The 18,641-nt window shown below is 73.6% G+C and carries 18 protein-coding genes, 1 tRNA gene and 1 pseudogene; 13 read left to right on the forward strand and 7 right to left on the reverse strand.

The window, feature by feature from the left end; translation table 11 throughout:
* Window positions 1–475: 475 nt before the first annotated feature.
* Together QOZ86_RS09545 and QOZ86_RS09550 are read left to right on the forward strand one after the other, a co-directional pair.
* A complete protein-coding gene (locus tag QOZ86_RS09545; RefSeq protein WP_284491731.1) occupies window positions 476–1,510 on the forward strand; it encodes a PDDEXK family nuclease in 1,035 nt (344 codons plus the stop codon).
* Window positions 1,511–1,647: 137 nt separating this feature from the next.
* Window positions 1,648–2,703, forward strand: a complete 1,056-nt coding sequence (locus QOZ86_RS09550) for a DUF4268 domain-containing protein (RefSeq protein ID WP_284491732.1) — start codon at window positions 1,648–1,650, stop codon at window positions 2,701–2,703.
* 19 nt (window positions 2,704–2,722) lie between these two features.
* On the opposite strand, the gene QOZ86_RS09555 is transcribed toward QOZ86_RS09550, so the two are convergent.
* Complete coding sequence (locus QOZ86_RS09555) at window positions 2,723–3,205, reverse strand: PD-(D/E)XK nuclease family protein (RefSeq protein ID WP_284491733.1); 483 nt, start codon at window positions 3,203–3,205, stop codon at window positions 2,723–2,725.
* Between the two features lie 81 nt (window positions 3,206–3,286).
* On the opposite strand from QOZ86_RS09555, the gene QOZ86_RS09560 reads away from it, so the two are divergent.
* Entirely contained in the window at window positions 3,287–4,390 is a 1,104-nt protein-coding gene (locus tag QOZ86_RS09560; protein WP_284491734.1) for a PDDEXK family nuclease, read from the forward strand.
* 103 nt (window positions 4,391–4,493) lie between these two features.
* Here the strand turns inward: QOZ86_RS09560 and QOZ86_RS09565 are convergent.
* Window positions 4,494–4,567: transfer RNA gene (locus QOZ86_RS09565), tRNA-Gly, on the reverse strand.
* A 77-nt stretch (window positions 4,568–4,644) separates the two neighbouring features.
* Between QOZ86_RS09565 and QOZ86_RS09570 the strand changes: the two genes are divergently transcribed.
* Complete coding sequence (locus QOZ86_RS09570) at window positions 4,645–6,099, forward strand: amidase (protein ID WP_284491735.1); 1,455 nt, start codon at window positions 4,645–4,647, stop codon at window positions 6,097–6,099.
* Window positions 6,100–6,260: 161 nt separating this feature from the next.
* On the opposite strand, the gene QOZ86_RS09575 is transcribed toward QOZ86_RS09570, so the two are convergent.
* Window positions 6,261–7,274, reverse strand: coding sequence for a glycosyltransferase family 2 protein (locus tag QOZ86_RS09575; RefSeq protein WP_284491736.1), 1,014 nt, complete (start codon window positions 7,272–7,274; stop codon window positions 6,261–6,263).
* Between the two features lie 77 nt (window positions 7,275–7,351).
* Between QOZ86_RS09575 and QOZ86_RS09580 the strand changes: the two genes are divergently transcribed.
* From QOZ86_RS09580 to QOZ86_RS09610, 7 genes are all read left to right on the forward strand, one after another.
* Entirely contained in the window at window positions 7,352–8,323 is a 972-nt protein-coding gene (locus QOZ86_RS09580) for a UDP-glucuronic acid decarboxylase family protein (protein ID WP_284491737.1), read from the forward strand.
* Window positions 8,317–9,003: a polysaccharide deacetylase family protein gene (locus tag QOZ86_RS09585; protein ID WP_284491738.1), complete on the forward strand. Its 687-nt coding sequence runs from the start codon at window positions 8,317–8,319 to the stop codon at window positions 9,001–9,003. The genes QOZ86_RS09580 and QOZ86_RS09585 overlap by 7 nt, the downstream gene beginning before the upstream one ends.
* On the forward strand, window positions 9,000–9,950 hold the full coding sequence (locus QOZ86_RS09590; RefSeq protein ID WP_284491739.1) for a glycosyltransferase family 2 protein: 951 nt from the start codon (window positions 9,000–9,002) through the stop codon (window positions 9,948–9,950). The genes QOZ86_RS09585 and QOZ86_RS09590 overlap by 4 nt, the downstream gene beginning before the upstream one ends.
* A 119-nt stretch (window positions 9,951–10,069) precedes the next feature.
* On the forward strand, window positions 10,070–11,158 hold the full coding sequence (locus QOZ86_RS09595; protein ID WP_284491740.1) for a glycosyltransferase family 2 protein: 1,089 nt from the start codon (window positions 10,070–10,072) through the stop codon (window positions 11,156–11,158).
* Window positions 11,159–11,169: 11 nt separating this feature from the next.
* Window positions 11,170–11,943, forward strand: coding sequence for a methyltransferase domain-containing protein (locus tag QOZ86_RS09600; RefSeq protein ID WP_284491741.1), 774 nt, complete (start codon window positions 11,170–11,172; stop codon window positions 11,941–11,943).
* Window positions 11,940–12,857, forward strand: coding sequence for a glycosyltransferase family 2 protein (locus QOZ86_RS09605; RefSeq protein ID WP_284491742.1), 918 nt, complete (start codon window positions 11,940–11,942; stop codon window positions 12,855–12,857). Before QOZ86_RS09600 ends, QOZ86_RS09605 begins: the two co-directional genes overlap by 4 nt.
* Window positions 12,854–13,855: a glycosyltransferase family 2 protein gene (locus QOZ86_RS09610; protein WP_284491743.1), complete on the forward strand. Its 1,002-nt coding sequence runs from the start codon at window positions 12,854–12,856 to the stop codon at window positions 13,853–13,855. The genes QOZ86_RS09605 and QOZ86_RS09610 overlap by 4 nt, the downstream gene beginning before the upstream one ends.
* Here QOZ86_RS09610 and QOZ86_RS09615 read toward each other — a convergent pair.
* The 4 genes and pseudogenes from QOZ86_RS09615 to QOZ86_RS09625 form a co-directional block, all read right to left on the reverse strand.
* On the reverse strand, window positions 13,852–14,502 hold the full coding sequence (locus tag QOZ86_RS09615; RefSeq protein ID WP_284491744.1) for a polysaccharide deacetylase family protein: 651 nt from the start codon (window positions 14,500–14,502) through the stop codon (window positions 13,852–13,854). The two genes, QOZ86_RS09610 and QOZ86_RS09615, sit on opposite strands and share 4 nt — an antisense overlap.
* Window positions 14,499–15,179: a Wzt carbohydrate-binding domain-containing protein gene (locus tag QOZ86_RS21160; RefSeq protein ID WP_431521211.1), complete on the reverse strand. Its 681-nt coding sequence runs from the start codon at window positions 15,177–15,179 to the stop codon at window positions 14,499–14,501. Before QOZ86_RS21160 ends, QOZ86_RS09615 begins: the two co-directional genes overlap by 4 nt.
* Window positions 15,177–15,695 (reverse strand): annotated as a pseudogene (locus QOZ86_RS21165) (ABC transporter ATP-binding protein); the annotation flags it as partial. The pseudogene QOZ86_RS21165 and the gene QOZ86_RS21160, both read right to left, overlap by 3 nt.
* 3 nt (window positions 15,696–15,698) lie before the next feature.
* Entirely contained in the window at window positions 15,699–16,535 is an 837-nt protein-coding gene (locus QOZ86_RS09625) for an ABC transporter permease (RefSeq protein ID WP_284491746.1), read from the reverse strand.
* Window positions 16,536–16,608: 73 nt separating this feature from the next.
* Between QOZ86_RS09625 and QOZ86_RS09630 the strand changes: the two genes are divergently transcribed.
* A complete protein-coding gene (locus tag QOZ86_RS09630; RefSeq protein ID WP_284491747.1) occupies window positions 16,609–17,622 on the forward strand; it encodes a glycosyltransferase family 2 protein in 1,014 nt (337 codons plus the stop codon).
* A gap of 41 nt (window positions 17,623–17,663) precedes the next feature.
* Window positions 17,664–18,638, forward strand: a complete 975-nt coding sequence (gene galE / locus QOZ86_RS09635; protein ID WP_284491748.1) for a UDP-glucose 4-epimerase GalE — start codon at window positions 17,664–17,666, stop codon at window positions 18,636–18,638.
* The last annotated feature ends 3 nt before the right edge of the window (window positions 18,639–18,641 follow it).

The raw sequence follows: 18,641 nt of genomic DNA on the forward strand, positions 1-18,641 counted from the left end.
CTGACCCTGCGACCGCCCTGTGGAGTTGGGAGCCACTCAACCTCGCCGACGAGGTAGAAGTGCTCCGAAGTCCGCCTCGGTCGGACTTCAGGCGTTATACATGCCACCCTCCCGCGAGGCTGGCCTGAGCCTGCACCGGGAGCCCGGTGACATCCGGGACAGACCCGCGCTCGGGTGTCCCGTAGTGGGGCCGCTCAGGGCGTCGGCCACCACGTCCTCCACGAAGCCTGTAGAGGCACCGGCGACAGTCGCGAGCGCGTCGACGGGAGCAATGCGTCTGCTGCGCAGAAGTTGTCGAAGCGGCGGCGCGGTGGCGGGGGTGACCACTGGCCCAGTGCGCGTGACACGGCACGGCTCCTCTTCGACGAGCACAAGTTGGACCTCGGTCCGCCTCCACCACAGGCCCGCCGTACCGTGCGGAGCCCCGGGCGGGATACGGCGCGATCGGGACGGCGCGGTACGGCACGATCGAGGCATGGTGCTGTTCCGTGTCGCCGGCGAAGCGCTCGAACCGGTCATGAAGACGACCTTCGCGATGGCCGAGATGAAGGAGCGGCAGGACCTCCAGCGCCTTCTCCGACAAAGGCTTGATGTCCTCGGTGACGACCTCCTGTTCGTCGCGGAGGAGTACGGCGCATTTCACGGCTCGCAACGCCGCATCGACCTTCTGGCGATGGACACGACCGGACAGCTGGTCGTCATCGAGTTGAAGAGAACCGCCGATGGCGGTCACATGGACCTGCAGGCGCTGCGCTACGCCGCGATGGTCTCCACGATGACCTGGGACCAGTTGGTCGCCGTCTATGCCGAGCAGCATGACGTGGACGCCGACGTGGCCCGAGAGACCCTGGAGCGGTGGACCGGTGGCGAGCCGGACGAGGACCGCCAACTGGCCGACCGGGTGCGGATCATCCTCGCCTCGGCCGACTTCAGCACGGAGATCACCAGCACCGTGCTCTGGCTGACGCAGCAGTACGCGCTCGACATCGCGTGCGTCCGGCTGGTGCCCTACCAGCTGGGGGCGGAAAAGTTAATCGACGTCCAGCAAATCATCCCACTCCCCGAGGCCGTGGATTTTCAGATTCAGCAGCGTCGCAAGGAGACTGAGAAGGCAGCTGCACTGGACGGCAGGGACTACACCAAGTACGACGTCACGGTCGGCGGGACGACCTCGACCGGGCTCAGCAAACAGACCGCCATCAAGACGATGGTCGTCGGCCTGTCCGGTAGCGGCCTGCCGCGGACTGCGATCCAGGGAGCGACCGCGCCGAAGCGCTGGCACGCCGTTCAGCCCCTCGAGGGCGAGTCCGTCCAGGCCGCCTTCGAGCGCCAGTTCCCGGGCCGCGGCACCGGCTACTGGTTCGACCTCGGCATCAGTGACGAGCAGGGCTCCTGGGTCATGCCGCGCCTGGGCGGGACGAAGACAGAGCACTATCTGTCCGATCTGGTCGCGGCCGCCCCGGGCCATGTGCCGGCCTCCTGGTCGGTCGCGGCAGTCGACACGGTCTGAGCCCAGCCCGCCGGTCGGCCCAGGCGTCAGACGCGGCTCGCGATGGTGTCGTGACTGGCCACCGCCCCGCCGGATGCCGAGCCTGCTGACCCATCGCCGTTGCTAGGGCACACCATGGGCATGAGGTACAACGAGGTATGGAGCTCGACAGCAAGGGCCTGGGGCGGCTGCGCCGGGTGGCCAATGCCCGTGATGTGTGGACCTCCGAGTCTGGCGATTTCACACCCTGGCTGGCTGAGAACCTCGACGTTCTCGCGGACGAGCTGGGCTTGTCGTTTACCTCGGTGGTGACCGAGGTGCCGGTGGGGGAGTTCCGGCTCGACATCGAGGCGCGGACTCCGGATGGCCGCGTCGTCATCGTGGAGAACCAGCTCGAGCGGACCGATCATGGCCACCTCGGGCAGCTGCTCGTCTACGCCTCGGGACTCGAGGCCGCCGCGGTGGTGTGGGTGGCACCCCAATTCCGGGACGATCACCGACGCACGCTGGACTGGCTCAACGAGCGCACCGACACCGGTGTGGACTTCTTCGGTGTCGAGGTCTCGGTCGTCCAGATCGGCGAGACCGGGCCCCGCGCGCCGGTCTTCGAGGTGGTCGCCCGGCCGAATGGCTGGCAGAAGGGCGTCAAGGGAGTCGGAGGAAGCGCGGCTTCTGGCGCGCAGGCCGGAGGGGTGAATGCCCTTCGCCAAGACTTCTACGCCGAGGTTCTGACCAGCGTCGTCGCGGCGCGTCCGGCCGTCAGAATGCCAACGCGCGGCACCCAGAACTGGATTAGCTTCGCCGCCGGCCCGTGGGGCTACTGGTCTCTCTCCGTCGCTCTGGATGGGCGGCTGCGCATCGAGGCCTACATCGACACCGGTGATGCTTCGGTCAACAAGGCGCTCTTCGACGAGCTGCGCGGGAACGCCCAAATCTGGGAGGAAAAGGTCGGCCAGGCCCTGAGCTGGGAGCGGCTGGACGACAAGCGGGCCAGCCGCATCGCGGCGTACCGCGCCGTCACCGACCTGTCAGACCCCGCCGAGCGGGCCACATTGAAGGCTTGGACGCTCGGCACCATCCTCGGGTTGTACGACGCGATGAACGACTGCCTCCGTACCCGCGCCCGTCAGCTTCGCGACGCCATCAATGCACAAGAGCAAGTCTTCGGGCCGGAGGCCACGGACGGCACGTTATCCAGCGACGATCAGCCATGATCACATGACGTCGCTCGGGTCACGTGGCTACGACGGCGGCCTCCGAGTTGAGGAAGATGAGGACCGGCGCAGCATCGTTTCCTGTCGCTGATGTGAAGCCGTGAACGTATGCGCCCACCTGAGGCGCGTAGTGCTGCGTGCGGGCGGCTACTGCCTCCGCCGGAATGGCATCCGTCTTGTAGTCCACGATCACCAGCGACCCGTCGTCCACTCGGTACACAAGGTCGACGAAGCCCTCGAGCACCGTGCCGTCGTCCTGCACCGTGCCGACGTCTGCGCCGTGCGCGGCGACGAGCTCGAGGAAGCGGCGAACGCCGGCGCGGCGCGTGTCAGCGTTGAGGTGGCAGCCCACCGTGCGCGCCGGCACATGATCGAGGCTCTCATCTATCGCAAGGGCCGAGGGTCCTGGCGGCACCGCAACCGCCCGAACGTAGACGAGGTCGCGGGACTCCGATGGCAAGAACCCGCGACACGCGCTGTGGGCCTTCAAGCGAAGCGGCACGGGCGACTGAATGCCTGTCAGGACTTGGCTTTGTCGTGTCGCGCCGTCGTCACGATGTGGCTGGCGGGTGTGATGGGCGGTATGACCGACGACGCCATCTTTCTCGCGGTCGGCGAGCAGCTGACCGCACTCCGCAAGGCCGACTACAGCAGCGAGGCAGTTCTCCAGCAGGTGCTCGCGCAGTTCCCCGAGCTCGTCGCCGGCGTGGGCACTGCGGGGGAGAGCGCGAAATTGCTGCTCGTCCGGCGCGAGATGCCGGTGGTGGCCGCGGACAGCGTCGGCCTGTCCCTCGACCACTTGTTCCTCGACCAGTCGGGCGTGCCCGTGCTCGTCGAGGTCAAGCGGGCGTCGGACACCCGGGCTCGACGCGAGGTCGTCGCGCAGATGCTCGACTACGCGGCCAACGGCGTGGCCACCTGGCAGAACGATCTGCGCGACACCGTCGCGCAGACGGCCGGAGCGACGGACCTCGGCACCTACCTCCAAGAGCAGCTGGGCGTGGAGGACGTCGAGGAGTTCTGGACGACGGTCGAGGACAACCTGCGCGCCGGCAAGATCCGGCTCATCTTTCTGGCCGACCGGCTCGCGCCGGGCCTGGTCCGGATCATCGAGTTCCTCAACGAGCAGATGCGCGACGTCGAGGTGCTCGGCATCGAGATGCCCCAGTACACGGCCCCGGAGGGGCAGGTCGTCTACGTACCGAGGGTCGTCGGTCGCACGGCGGCGGCCGTGGAGGCCAAACAGCACCGGGGCACGCGGGCGCCATGGACGGAGCAGACACTGCTCGACGCTGGGACGGAGGCACGCACGGCCGAGGAGATGGCGCTCGTCCGGCGGCTCATCAACGACGTCAAGGAGCGCGGCGGCCGGTTCGTCTGGGGGGCCGGAAGCACAGCAGGGGTGACCGGCTGGTACCGGGTCGACGGCGAGGACACTCCGGTGTGGAACGTCAATGTGGGAGACGCGACGACGGCCGGCTGGCTCTACCACGTCCTTTCTGAGTACTCGGCGAGGCATCCGGAGCGCGTCGAGGCGTATGCGGACGCCGTCGCCCGGATTCCCGAGCTGGCCGCCAAGGTGGCGCAGATGCGGGTGGGCGGCTGGCGCGGGTGGCCGTCCCTACCGCTCGCCCGCGCAGCGGGCGACGAGCGGGCGATGGCGGCGATCGTGGCGGCCACCCGCTGATTGCCCGTAGCTGTACGACGTCGAGGGCTTCGTCGGACCGTAGACGATGTCGCGGGACACCTGTGAACGGTGCCCGCGACGCCGCGACGCCGCGACGCCGCGGTGGAGCGGGTGACCGGGATCGAACCGGCATGGCCAGCTTGGAAGGCTGGGGCTCTACCATTGAGCTACACCCGCGAGGTGCCCGAACAGCCTAACCGGCGACCGTGGCCACCCGCGCAAACGGCCCGCGGGCTCGCCGCTACGGTCCAGGTGTGACCGACACCACCTGGCTGGACGCCACCGCCCAGGCCGACCTCGTCCGGAGCGGGGAGGCCACCCCCGCGGATCTGGTCGACGCCGCCATCGAGCGCATCGAGCGGGTGAACCCCCGGTTGGACGCAGTGATCCGTGACCGCTTCGACGCCGCCCGCGCGGAGGCCCGCGGCGACCTCCCGGACGGGCCCTTCCGCGGCGTGCCCCTGCTGCTCAAGGATCTGGGCTGCCACGTCGCCGGCGAGGAGACCAACTACGGCACCTCCTTCCTGCGGGACGCCGGGTTCCGGTGGCCGGGTGACAGCTACCTCGCCCAGCGGTTCCGGGCGGCGGGATTCGTCGTCCTCGGCCGCACCAACGTGCCGGAGTTCGGTACGACGATCACCACGGAGCCGGCCGCGAACCCACCGGCCCGCAACCCGTACGACACCAGCCGCTCCACCGGGGGATCCAGCGGTGGCTCGGCCGCCGCGGTCGCCGCCGGCCTGGTGCCCGTCGCGCACGCCAGCGACGGCGGCGGATCGATCCGCATCCCCGCCAGCGAGTGCGGGCTGGTCGGGCTCAAACCGACGCGGGCCCGGATCAGCCAGGGCCCGGACGTCGGGGAGAGCTGGGCCGGCGCCACGACCGACGGCGTCGTCACCCGCTCGGTGCGCGACACCGCCGCCGTCCTCGACCTGATCAGCGGGCGGATGCCCGGTGACCCCTACGTCGCCCCGCCGCTGCCCCGGGCGCTGGCCGAGGAGGTGGGGGCACCGGTGGGCCGGCTGCGCGTGGGCCTGCTGGACGCCGACCCGGGGGAGCAGTACCTGGACGACCCCGCCTGCCGGGCCGCGGTGGAGCGGGCCGGGCGGCTGCTGTCGGAGCTGGGCTGCGACGTCGAGGCGGGGACGCCGGGCGCGATGTTCGACCCGCAGTTCCCGCGGTTCTTCACCACCACCATCTCGGCCGACATCGCCCTCACCCTCTCCGCGCTCGAGCGCGGGGCATTGGGCCGAGCGGTCGAGGACGAGGAGCTCGAGCCCCGCAACGTCATGTACCGCGCCGTCGGCCGGAAGCTGTCCGCGGAGAACTACGTCGGGGCGCGGACGTGGCTCGGCGCCTGGACGCGCCGGATGGCGGGCTGGTGGGCGCCGCGGGAGCTGGGCGGGCAGGGGTTCGACCTGCTGGTGACGCCCACGATCACCGCCCCGCCACCCGAGTTGGGCTGGTTCACCGCCGCGGGGACCGGGGAGGAGGGGCGGCGGATCAACAGCCTCATGCCCTACACAGCCCAGTTCAACGTCACCGGCCAGCCGGCGATCAGCCTGCCGCTGCACTGGACCGACGAGGGCCTGCCCGTCGGCGTCCAGCTCGTCGCGGCCTTCGGTCGGGAGGACGTGCTCGTCCGCGTGGCCGCCGCGCTCGAGCAGGCGGCGCCGTGGGCGGACCGCCGTCCGCCGCTGTCGGCCTGAACCGCACCCGGGGCTTCCGTCGGAGAGCTGACGCCACCCCTGGAAGCCCGGCGGTCTCGTGTCCCGCTCTGACGCCCGCCCGGCCGTGTGCGGCCGCGCCGAGTTCATCCGTCGGCTCGTGAGCCAGGGCCGGCCGGTCGCCCACGTCGGGAATCGACTGACTATCTCCCGGGCGACCGGCCGCGAGAGGCCGGCCCGCCCGAACCACGCTGAAGGAGCGGTGCCGCGCGCTGGGACCACCACCAGAGCGCCGCCTTGAGCCGGTTCGCCAGCCGCAGGGCGCTCTCCGGCGTCAGCAGCCCCAGTGCCATCAGGACGGCGGTGTACCCGCGGTGCTGCCGCCACTGGAGGCGGAGGCTGCGCACCGCGTACCGCAGCCCGGCCCGCCGGTGACCGAGGGCCGCCTCGGCCAGCGCCAGGCGGCCGTTGATCCGCGCCATCCCCTCGCGCGACGTGGCCAGGTCCACGTGTCGCTCGAGCAGGTACCGGCTGGCGTCGGCGATCAGCTGCCACTGCTCGGCGAAGTACGAGTGCCGGTCGATGTGGACCTTCACCAGGGGCGCCTCGGTCACCAGGACGGGAGCGTGCCGGGTGGCCCGGAGCAGCCATTCGTGGTCCTCGGCGTACCCGCCGGGGATGGCCTCGTCGATCAAGCCGACGACGTCCAGCAGCGCCGTCCGGCGGATGAGCAGCGTGGAGGAGTGCACCTCCATGACCCGCGACCTCAGGAACATCTCGTGCGGCACCTCGCGCAGCCCCAGCGTTCGTTCCCGGGGCTGCCCCTGCATCACGGTGATGATCCCGGTCGAGGCGACCAAGTGGGCCGGCGAGCCCACCAGGTCCGCCACCTGGAACCGGAGCTTCGACGGCAGCCACTCGTCGTCGTCGTCGCAGAAGGCGATCAGCTCGCCACGGCTGCCGAGGATCCCGGAGTTGCGGGCGCCCGGGAGCCCCGGCGTGCGTCCGTTGCGGATGGCCCGGAGCGAGCGGCCGGCGGGTACGACGAGATCCGGGGGGAGCGCCGGGTCCGACTGGTCGAAGACCACCACGCACTCCATCGGGCCCCCGTAGTCCTGCGCGAGGATGGTGGTCAGCGCGCGGGCCAGCATCTGCGGCCGGTCACGTGTGGGGACGACGACGGTGACCATCGGCAGGCCGGTGCGCGGGATGGTCATCGGAACATTGTCGGCGCACCCGGTGACCGGAGCCCGGCCCGCCCCCTGCACCAACCCCGTACGTGTTAGCTAGAGGGATGACCACGGGTGGGCGAGCCGTCGTGACGGGCGGGGCCGGCTTCCTGGGCAGCCATCTCTGCGCGCGCCTGCTGGCGGACGGCTACGAGGTCGTCTGCCTGGACAACTTCGTCACCGGCGGGGCGCACAACGTGGCGCACCTGCTGCCCTCGGAGCGGTTCCGGCTGGTCCGGGCCGATGTGACCGACTACGTGCACGTCGCCGGGCCCGTCGACGCGGTGCTGCACTTCGCCTCGCCGGCGTCCCCGGTGGACTACTTGCGGCTGCCGATCGAGACCCTCAAGGTGGGCAGCACCGGAACGCTGCACGCGCTGGGGCTGGCCCGGGAGAAGGGCGCCCGGTTCCTGCTGGCCTCGACGAGCGAGTCCTACGGGGATCCGCAGATCCACCCCCAGCCGGAGACCTACTGGGGGCACGTCAACCCGGTGGGCCCGCGCGGGGTCTACGACGAGGCCAAGCGGTTCGCCGAGGCGCTCACCATGGCCTACCGGCGCACGCACGGGGTCGACACGGCCATTGCCCGCATCTTCAACACCTTCGGCCCCGGCATGCGCCCGGACGACGGCCGGGCCATCCCCACCTTCATCTGGCAGGCGCTGACCGGCGCGCCGCTCACGGTCGCCGGGGACGGCAGCCAGACCCGGTCGGTCTGCTACGTGGACGACCTCGTCGAGGGGCTGGTCCGCCTGCTCCGGTCGGACCTCGCCGGGCCGGTGAACATCGGCAACCCGCACGAGCTGTCGGTGCGGGCGCTCGCCGAGCAGATCCGGGAGCTCTGCGGCGCCGACGTCGACATCACCTACGTCCCCCGGCCCGAGGACGATCCCACCGTGCGCCAGCCGGACATCACGCTCGCGCGCACGGCCCTGGGATGGCAGCCCGAGGTGCCGCTGCGCGAGGGCCTGCTCAGGACCATCGACTGGTTCCGGGGACGACTGCCGGCCCGGACGACGGACGTCAGCGGGTGCTGACCCCGGCGAGGCTGTCGGCCGCGGTGACCACCCGGGGGACACGGGCCCTCTGGCGGGTCAAGGACGCGGTGGCGCAGGTCCACCGGCGGGCCCCGGAGGGCAGCGTGGCCCTGACGTTCGACGACGGCCCGCAGCCAGGCTCGACCGACCGGGTCCTGGACGTGCTGGCCGAGCTCGACGTCCGGGCGACGTTCTTCTGCGTCGGGGCCAACGCGCGCGAGCATCCCGAGCTCGTGCGGCGGATCAGGGCGGAGGGCCACGCCGTCGGCTCGCACAGCCTGACCCACCCGCACCCCCGGGAGACCTCGCTCGGTGACCTCCGGCGGGAGTACGTCCACGGCAGGCGCGCCGTGGCGGGGGTGCTGGGAGCCGACATCCGGCTGTTCCGCCCGCCGCACGGCCACCTCGGACCGGCCGGCTCGGTGCTGGTCCGGCGCCTGGCGGTGAGCACCTGGTTGTGGACCGTCGACCCGCAGGACTGGCGGCCGGGAGCGACGGTGGACGGCATCGTCTCCGTGGCCGCACGCGCCTCCTCGGGTGACGTCGTGCTGTTCCACGACTGGGTCGAGCAGCCCGAGGCCCCCGAGGCGCTCGACCGCTCGGCCACCGTCGCGGCGCTGCCCGCGGTCGTCCGAGCCGTCCGGGAGCGGGGCCTGCGGCTGGAGAGGCTGCCCACGTGACGCCGGTCGTGTCGGTGGTGACCATCTTCCTCGACGCCGAGCGCTTCCTCGACGAGGCCGTCGAGAGCGTGTTCGCGCAGACCTATCCGCACTGGGAACTGCTGCTGGTGGACGACGGTTCCTCGGACGGGAGCACCGCCATCGCCCGAAAGTGGGCCCGGCGGCATGCCGATCGGGTGCGGTACCTCGCCCACCCGGGGGGCGCCAACCGCGGCATGAGCGCCGCCCGCAACCTCGGCGTCGCCCACGCGCGCGGCGACCTGGTGGCCTTCCTCGACGCCGACGACGTGTGGCTGCCGGGCAAGCTGGCCGCCCAGGTGCAGCTGGCCGGCGACCACCCGGAGGCCGGGATGATCTGCGGACCGACGCTCTACTGGCACAGCTGGCGGGCAGCCGCGGGCCGGGCCGACGAGCTCCGGGAGCTCGGCGTGCCGACCGACACCCTCATCGACCCGCCGCGGCTGCTTCCCGGGCTGCTGCGCGAGGAGGTCAACGCCCCGGCGACCTGCACCGCCCTGCTGCGCCGGGAGACGGTGGAGCGGGTCGGCGGGTTCGAGGAGTCCTTCCGCGGCATGTTCGAGGACCGCGCCTTCTTCGCCAAGGTCTACCGGACCGTCCCGGTGTACGTCGCCGGCGCCTGCCACGACCGGTACCGGCAGCACGCGGACTCGGCCTCGGCGCGGGCGGTGCGGGCCGGGACGTTCTCGCCGGTGGAGCTGAGCCCGGCGCACCGCGTCTTCCTGGAGTGGTTCGACGGGTACCTGCGGCGCGCCGGTGAGCGCCGGCCCGAGGTGACGGCGGCGATGGCGGCGGCGCTGTGGCCCTATCGCCACCCGCTGCGCGCCCGGGCCCGCCGGTGGGTGCACCGGGGCCGGTCGCGAGCCGGACGGTGGCGCCGACGGCTGACCGCGGGACGCGGCCGCGCCGGGACCGGGGCCCGGAGGTGAGCGCCCGGCGGCGTCGTCCGCGCACCCCGCCGGCCCCCCGGCCGGTCGTGCACCGGGACCTGGACGCGGGGTCGGACCACGTCCTCCCGGCCGGGACCGGTGCTACCGCCGGCGGGGTCATGCTCGTCCTCTGGTCCGGCGGCGTCCCGGTGGGGCAGTCGGTCGTCCCGGCCGCGGACCTGCGGTCGCTGCCGGCCGACCCCGCGCTCCTCGCCGCCCGGTGCGGCGTGGCCCCGCTGCCCCGGCCCGGCCCGGCGGGGGGCACGGGCCGGGCGGACGACGTCACGGTCGTGATCTGCACGCGCGACCGGACCGACGAGCTCGCGGGCTGCCTGGCCGCCCTCGGCCGCTCCACCGCGCCCCCGCACGAGGTGGTCGTGGTCGACAACGCGCCGTCCTCGGAGGCCACCCGCCTGCTGGTCGAGCAGTTCCCCGGCGTGCGCTACGTCCGCGAGCCCCGGCCGGGTCTGGACGTCGCACGCAACGCGGGGCTGCGCGCCGCGACGACGGAGTTCGTCGCCTACACCGACGACGACGCGCGGCCGCACGCGGACTGGACCTGGCGGATCCGCCGGGCGTTCGACGACGATGCCCCGGTCCTCGGCGTCACCGGCCTGGTGCTGCCCGCCGAGCTCGAGACCGAGGCGCAGGTCCTCTTCGAGGACGAGGCCGGGTTCGGACGGGGGTACGCGCGGCGGGACTTCGACGCCGGCTTCCTCCGCCGCCACCGGCGGTGGGGCGCGCCGGTCTGGGAGATCGGCGCCGGGGCGAACATGGCCTTCCGCCGGGCCGCCGTCGAGGCGGTCGGAGGCTTCGACGAGCGGCTCGACGTCGGGGCCGCGGGCTGCAGCGGGGACTCCGAGATGTGGTACCGGCTCCTGAGGGCCGGGGGGCGCTGCCGCTACGAGCCCACCGCGGTCGTGCACCACCACCACCGGCGCGACCTCGAGGGGCTCCGCCGGCAGATGTACTTCTACATGCGGGGGCACGTCTGCGCGCTCCTGGTGCAGTTCGAGCGGCACCGGGACGGGGGCAACCTCCGCCGCCTGCTGCTCAGCCTGCCCCGGTACTACGGCCGGCGGGTGCCGCGGTTCCTCGAACGCCGGCTGCTGCGCCGTCCCCGGCCGGCCGACGCGCTGCTCGGCCCCCAGCTGCGGGGCGCGGTGGCCGGAGTGCTCTTCTACCTGCGGGCGGACCGACGCCCATGACGGGAGCTGCCATGTCCGACGCCCGCCGGTGGCCGCGCCGGGTCGCTCGCCTCCTCCCCGCGCCGCTGCAGCGCCGGCTGCGCGCCGCCGTGCTCGGCCGGCACCACCGGCCGCCCGTGGGGCAGGTCGACTTCGGCGACCTGCGCCGGACCGCCCCGCTGAGCCGGCACTTCGGCTACGACCGCGGGCTGCCCGTGGACCGTCACTACATCGAGCAGTGGCTGGCCAAGCGGGGCACGGATATCCGCGGCCGGGTGCTGGAGGTGGGGGACGACAGCTACACCCGCCGGTTCGGCGGGGAGGCGGTCACCGCCGCCGACGTGCTGCACCTGCACGGCGGCAACCCGCTGGCCACCTACGTCGCCGACCTCGCCTCGGGGGACGGCCTGCCGGACGCGCACTTCGACTGCCTGCTGCTGACCCAGACGCTGCACCTGGTGTACGACGTCCCCGCCGCGCTGCGCACCGCCTACCGGGTGCTGCGTCCCGGCGGCGTCCTGCTGGCCACCTTCCCGGGGATCAGCCAGCGCAGCGACGACGAGTGGGCCGCCTTCTGGTGCTGGTCGTTCACCAGCCTGTCGGCCACCCGGCTGTTCCACGAGAGCTTCCCCCCGGCCGGGGTGACGGTGGAGAGCCACGGCAACGTGCTCGCCGCCGTCTCGTTCCTGGAGGGCATCGCCGCCGAGGAGCTCAGCGCCGAGGAGCTCGCGATCAAGGACCCGGCCTACGAGGTGCTGATCACGGTCCGCGCGGTGAAGCCGGGAGAGGAGGCGCGGCAGCCGTGACCCCTCCGGTGTCGGTCGTCGTGGTCTTCAAGGACGAGGAGCGCTTCCTCCCCGAAGCGGTGGACAGCGTCTTCGGCCAGCGGTTCGACGGGTGGGAGCTGCTGCTCGTCGACGACGGCTCCAGCGACGCGAGCGCCGAGATCGCCCGGGAGCAGGTCGGCCGGCGACCCGGTGCGGTGCGCTACCTGCAGCACCCGGACGGCGCCAACCTCGGCATCAGCGCCTCGCGGAAGCTCGGGATGGACGCCGCCCACGGCTCCTTCGTGGCCTTCCTCGACGGCGACGACGTGTGGCTGCCCGACAAGCTCGGCGACCAGGCGGCGCTGATGCGCGCGCACCCGGAGGTGGGGCTGGTCTACGGGCCGGTGCAGCTGTGGCACAGCTGGTCGGCGGCGTCCGCCGTCCACGACCACTTCGTCGACCTCGGGGTGCCGCCGGAGACGCTCGTCCCGGCTCCCCGGCTCCTCCCGCAGCTGATCGAGAACCGGTACCAGTCGCCGACCACGTCCGGCTCGATGCTCCGGCGCGACGTCGTCGACCGCGTGGGCGGGGTCGACGTCCGCTTCCGGGGGATGTACGAGGACCAGGTGCTGTTCACCAAGCTCCTGGCCGTCTCCGCGACGTACGTCTCCGGCCGGTGCTGGACCCGGTACCGGCAGCGTCCGGACAGCCTCAGCGCCCGGTTCGAGGACGCCGTGCCCTACCACGTGGGCCGGCTGGTCTACCTCCGCTGGGCGGAGGACCACCTGGCGGCGACGGGGACGACCGACCCGGAGGTGTGGCGGTCGCTGCGGCGGGAGCTCTCCGCCGCGCGGCACCCGCGGCTGACCCGGCTGCGGCACGGCGTGGGGGCGCGGGTGCGGCACGGCCTGGGGGCGCGGCTGCGGGCCCGGCGCGGAGGAGGCGACCGGTGACCCCGCCGCCCGGCGCTCCGGCGGCCGACGCCGGCGGGGACGGCGCCGACCTCGTGCCCGGGCTCGTCTCGGTGGTCACGATCTTCAAGGACCCGGGGGCGTTCCTGGCCGAGGCGGTGGACAGCGTCCGGGCCCAGGAGCACCGGGCCTGGGAGCTGCTGCTGGTCGACGACGGCTCGGTCGACGGCAGCGGCGACCTGGCGCGGGAGTGGGCCGCGCAGGACCCGCAGCGGATCCGCTACCTGCACCATCCCGGCGGCGTCACCCGCGGCAAGAGCACGTCGCGCAACCTGGGCATCTCCGCCGCGCGCGGGGAGTTCCTGGCCCTGCTCGACGCGGACGACGTCTACCTCCCCGACAAGCTCCGCCGGCAGGTGCGGCTGCTCGACGAGCACCCCCGGTCGGCCATGGTCTACGGCCCCACCCGGTACTGGTACGGGTGGACCGGCCGGCCGCAGGACGCCGCGCGCGACCGGCTGGCCGGCCTGGGGGTGCGCCCCGAGGCCGAGCACCCCCCGCCGACGCTGCTGACGAGGTTCCTGTGCGAACCCGGCGTGGTCCCGTGCACCTGCGGCCTGCTCGCGCGGACGGCCGTCGTCCGCCGGCTGGGTGCCTTCGACCGGGAGATCGAGCACCTCTTCGAGGACCAGGTCCTGCTGGCCAAGATCTGCCTCGAGGAGCGGGTCTACGTGGAGGGCCGGTGCGGCGACCTCTACCGCCAGCACGACGCGTCGTCGTCCACGCGGGCCATCGCGGCGGGGGAGTACCACCCCGTCCGGCCCAACCCGGCCGAGGAGACCTACCTGCGCTGGCTGCACGGCTACGTCCGGGCGCGCGGCGTGCGGGACGCCGCGCTGACGCGGGCGCTGCGACGGGCGTCGCTGCGTTACCGGCGGCCGGCGCTCAGCCGCGCGCTCGTGGTTGCCGGCGGCGCCCGCAGCCGGGTGGCCGGGAAGGCCCGGGCGCTGCGCCGCCGTCTCCGGGACGCCGGCGGCTAGGAACGCGGCGCCCGGCCCGACGGGAGCGTCACGAGGGCCAGTCCCGCCGCCTCGGCGCGGCGGACGAGGGCGGGCACGGCGGCCACGGTGGCGGAGCGGTCCAGGGCCTCGTCGGACACCGGGAGCTCGATGCCGTCGTGCAGCAGGACGACGTCACCCGCCTCGAGGGCGGGCACCGCGCCCAGGATGTCCGCCGTCGTCCGCCCGGGAAGCCAGTCCCGGGGATCGCGCGTCCACAGCCACGGGCGCACCCCCGAGAGCGCCGCCGCGGCGGTGGACGGGAGCGCCACGTCGCCCATCGGCGGGCGGAACAGCCGGACCGGGGCCCCGGCGGCCGCCTCGACGGCGCGCCGGCCGCGCCGGTACTCACGCAGCAGCCGGGGGAAGCTCTGGCCGCTGGGGTCGGGATGGCTCCACGAGTGGGAGCCGATGGCGTGACCGTCGCGCAGGATGCGCGACACGAGGCCGGGGTGCCGTTCGGCCCGCCGGCCGACGAGGAAGAAGGTCGCCACCACGCCGTGGTCGGCGAGCACGTCGAGCACCGCCGGCGTGAAGCGCGGGTCGGGCCCGTCGTCGAAGGTCAGGGCGGCGGCCGCCCGGCCCCCGGGGAGGCGGGAGCGGATCCCGGCGAGGCGCTCCCGGTTCACCGGTGCTCCGGGAGCGGCCGGACGGTGAACGGCAGGTCCAGCACCAGCAACCCCTCCGCATCGTCGGGCGCGGCGCCGTCCAGGGCGAACGACACGGCCGCCCGCTCGTCGATGAACTTCTCGTGCGCGCTGCCCATCCACAACCCCAGGGCGTAGTCGCCGGCGTTCAGCACCGGAGGGATCGTGACCTGGGCGCAGTAGCGGCCCGGACCCACCCGCTCCAGGCTGCTCCGATCGGCGAACAGGTCCAGCACGGTGATGCCCCGGCCGGTGGTCACGAAGACGTTGACGACCAGGCCCCGGACCTCCTCGTCGAGGGAGAAGTCGACCTCGACGCGGACCGGCTCGTCGCGGAGCAGCGCCGTCCCGGCCCGGCCGTCGGCCGCCAGCACGCGCACGTTCCCGACCGTCACCGGTCCCGAGCGCAGCGGCGTCCACTGCGCCCCGGGCGCCGACAGCCCCGAGCCGAGGTAGCGGCGGACGATGTCGGCCGTCGGGCCGGAGCCCCGGACCCGGCCGGCCTCCAGCCACACGGACCGCCGGCAGATCGTGGCCAGCGTCTCCAGGTCGTGGCTGACGAACACCACGGTGCGCCCTTCCTGCCCGGCCGCGGCGATCCGCCCGATGCACTTGCGCTGGAACTCGGCGTCACCGACGGCCAGGATCTCGTCGACCACCAGGACGTCCGGTTCCAGGTGGGCGGCGACGGCGAACCCCAGCCGGAGCTGCATCCCGGTGGAGTAGCGCTTGATCGGGGTGTCCAGGAACCGCTCGGTGCCCGCGAACTCCACGATCCGGTCGAACCGGGCGACGATGTCGCGTCGCGTCATGCCCAGGATCGCGCCGTTGAAGTACACGTTCTCCCGGCCGGTGAGCTCGGGGTGGAAGCCGGTGCCCACCTCCAGCAACGCGGCGACGCGCCCGCGCGTCCTCGAGACCCCCAGCGTGGGTTCGGTGATGCCGGCCAGGATCTTCAGGATGGTGCTCTTCCCGGCACCGTTGCGCCCGACGACGCCCAGCGCCTCGCCGTCGCCGACCGTGAAGCTCACGTCCCGCAGGGACCACAGCTCCCGGATCTCCTCGCGCTCCCCGCGCAGCAGCCGCCGCGCCGCGGCGCCGAGCGCCTCCCGGGCGTTGCGCTGCTCGCCCAGGACGTACCGCTTGCTCACCCGGTCGAGCTCGATGCGGTCCATCCCTCAGATCACGTCCGCGAAGCCGCGCGCGGCGCGCCGGAAGTAGCGCACGCCGCCGATCAGCAGCAGGGCCACCGTCGCCGTGGAGACGGCGAGCGACCACCCGGGCCAGGGCGCACCGAGCAGCGACCACCGGCCCAGGCCGATGACCCCGGTGAGCGGGTTGAGCGCGAAGGCGAGTTCCTGCCAGCCCGACAGCAGGGTGCTCGGGTAGGCGACCGGGCTGAGGAACAGCCACAGCTGCAGCAGCGGCGCGATCGCGTGCTGCACGTCCCGGTAGCGGACATTGACCGCCGACAGCCAGAGCGCGACCGCGCCGGCGGTCAGGACCAGCAGCAGCAGCCACACCGGGACGGCGAGCAGCCGCCAGGACGGCTGGACGGCGTAATGCAGCATGAAGACGACGACGAGCGCCAGCGAGACCGCGAGGTCGACCACGGGCGGCAGCAGCGCGCCGACCGGGGCGGCGATGCGGGGAAAGTACACCTTGGTGATGAGCGAGGAGTCCCCGACGAGCACGCTGCTCGCCCGCGAGACCGCGCTGGAGAAGTAGGTCCACGTGACCAGCCCGGTCAGCGCGAACAGCGGGTAGGGGATCCCCTGGCTGGCGATCCCGGCGAGCTCGTCGAAGACCAGCGTGAACGCCGCCACCGTCGCCAGCGGCTGCACCAGCACCCAGGCGGCGCCCAGCGCCGCCTGCTTGTACCGCGACGTCAGGTCCCGGAGGGCGAAGAAGCCCACCAGCTCGCGGGCCTGCCACAGCTCCGTCCAGGCCGGCGTCCGCGCGCGCGAACCGGGGGCGTTGTCGACCCACTCCGCCGACGTGTCGGTTCTGCGCACGCCGAAGCCTAGAACGCCCGCGCGGTCGCGCCGCCGTGTCCGGGCCGGCGGCAGCGGTCGGCATACTGCGCCGATGTCGCCCGACTCCACCAGCAGCGGGACGGACGCCGTCCCCTCGGTCAGCGTGGTGATCCCCACGAAGAACCGCCGGATGCTCCTCCGGACCAGCCTCGCCGGCGTGCTCGCCCAGCGGGACGTCGACCTCGAGGTGGTCGTCGTGGACGACGGCTCCACCGACGGCACCGCCGACGCGCTCACGGCGATGGGCGATCCCCGGGTGCGGGTCCTGCGCCACCCGGCCTCGCAGGGGGTCGTGGCGGCGCGCAACCGGGGGCTGGCCGCGTCGACCGGCGACTGGGTCGCGTTCTGCGACGACGACGACCTCTGGGCCCCGGACAAGCTGGTGCAGCAGCTCGCCGCCGCCGCCCGGTCCGGGCGCGCGTGGGCGGTCGGAGGCGCCGTGGGCTTCGAGTCCGACGGCGCGGTCCTCTACGCCACGACCCCGGCGCCCGACGACGAGCTGGCCGCGCAGCTGCCCTGGCGCAACGCCGTCCCGGGTGGGTGCTCCAACGTGGTGGCCCGGCGACGCCTCCTCGAGGAGGCCGGCGGCTTCGATCCCCGGTTCCGGGTGCTCGCGGACTGGGAGCTGTGGATCCGCCTCGCCCGGCACGGCGCCCCGGCCTCGCTGCCCGCCGCGGTCGTCGGGTACCGCATGCACGGGTCGAACATGTCCACCTCGTCCGAGGGGGTCCTGGAGGAGCTGCGCCTGGTCGAGACCCTCTCGGCCGACCTGCGCGACGGGCGGCGGCTGGACCCGGGCTGGTTCCACTACTGGATGGCCACCTCGATGCTGCGCGGCGGCGACAGCCGGGGAGCGGCCGGCGCCTTCTGGCGGGCCGCGAGCCTCCGGCGCCCGGCGCCGCTGCTGCGGGCACTGGTCTCCCTCACCGTCCCGGTCCGGGGACGGGCCCTGGCCCGGCGCGTGAAGAACCGGCGTTCGGTGCCGCTCCCCACGCCGCCGTGGCTGGCCGACCTGCTGGCCGAGGAGCGGGCCGGCGGCACGGCGGGGGACCGCTCCCACGGGTGAACCGGGGTGGTCGCGGCGCCGGCCGGCCCTAGGGTGGCCTGGTGCGCTGGCTGGTGACGGGTGGGGCCGGCTACCTGGGGGCGCACGTGGTCGCGGCGATGGCCGCCGCCGGTCAGGACGTCGTGGTGCTCGACGACCTCTCGACGGGGGTGCCGGACCGGGTGGCGGGCCACCCGCTGGTCGTGTCCTCCGTCCTCGACCAGGACGCCGTGGCCGACGCCCTCACCGGGGCCGGGATCACCGGCATCGTCCACCTGGCAGCGAAGAAGACGGCGCCGGAGTCCCTGGCCCGGCCGCTGGACTACTACCGACAGAACGTGGAGGGGCTGCGCCGCCTGCTGGCCGCCGCGGCCGCGACGGGGGTGCGGGCCTTCGCCTTCACCTCCAGCGCCGCGGTGTACGGGACGCCGGAGGCCTCCCCGGTCGGGGAGGACGCCCCGTGCCGGCCGGTGAACCCGTACGGCGAGACGAAGGTGGTCGGCGAATGGCTGGTCGCCGACGTCGCGCGCACGACGGGCATGTCGTTCCTGAACCTCCGGTGCTTCAACGTGGCCGGCGCCGCGTCGCGGCTGCTGGCCGACACGCACGGGCAGGACCTCCTCCAGCAGGTGGCCGACCGCCTCGACGCCGGCGTCGCCCCCCTGGTGTTCGGCGGGGACCACCCCACCCCGGACGGGAGCTGCGTCCGGGACTTCGTCGACGTCCGGGACGTCGCGGACGCGTACGTCGCGGCGGCGGAGCTCCTGGCGTCGGGCCCGGCGCCGGGACTGGCGGTCAACATCGGCCGGGGCGCCGGGGTGTCGGTCCTGGAGATGTGCCGGCTGATCGCCGCGGAGGCCTCCTCGGACCTCGCCCCCCGGGTGGTCGAGCGCCGGGCGGGTGACCCACCGGCCGTGGTCGCCGACGTGGACCGCGCCCGCCGGCTCCTGGGGTGGCACCCCCGCCGCGAGGTCCGGGAGATGGTCCGGTCGGCGCTGGCGGGCCGGGCCGGCGGCCGGCCCGCCCCGGGCGCCTAGACT

The sequence above is a fragment of the Blastococcus capsensis genome, assembly GCF_030165005.1.
Lineage (GTDB): Bacteria > Actinomycetota > Actinomycetes > Mycobacteriales > Geodermatophilaceae > Blastococcus > Blastococcus capsensis.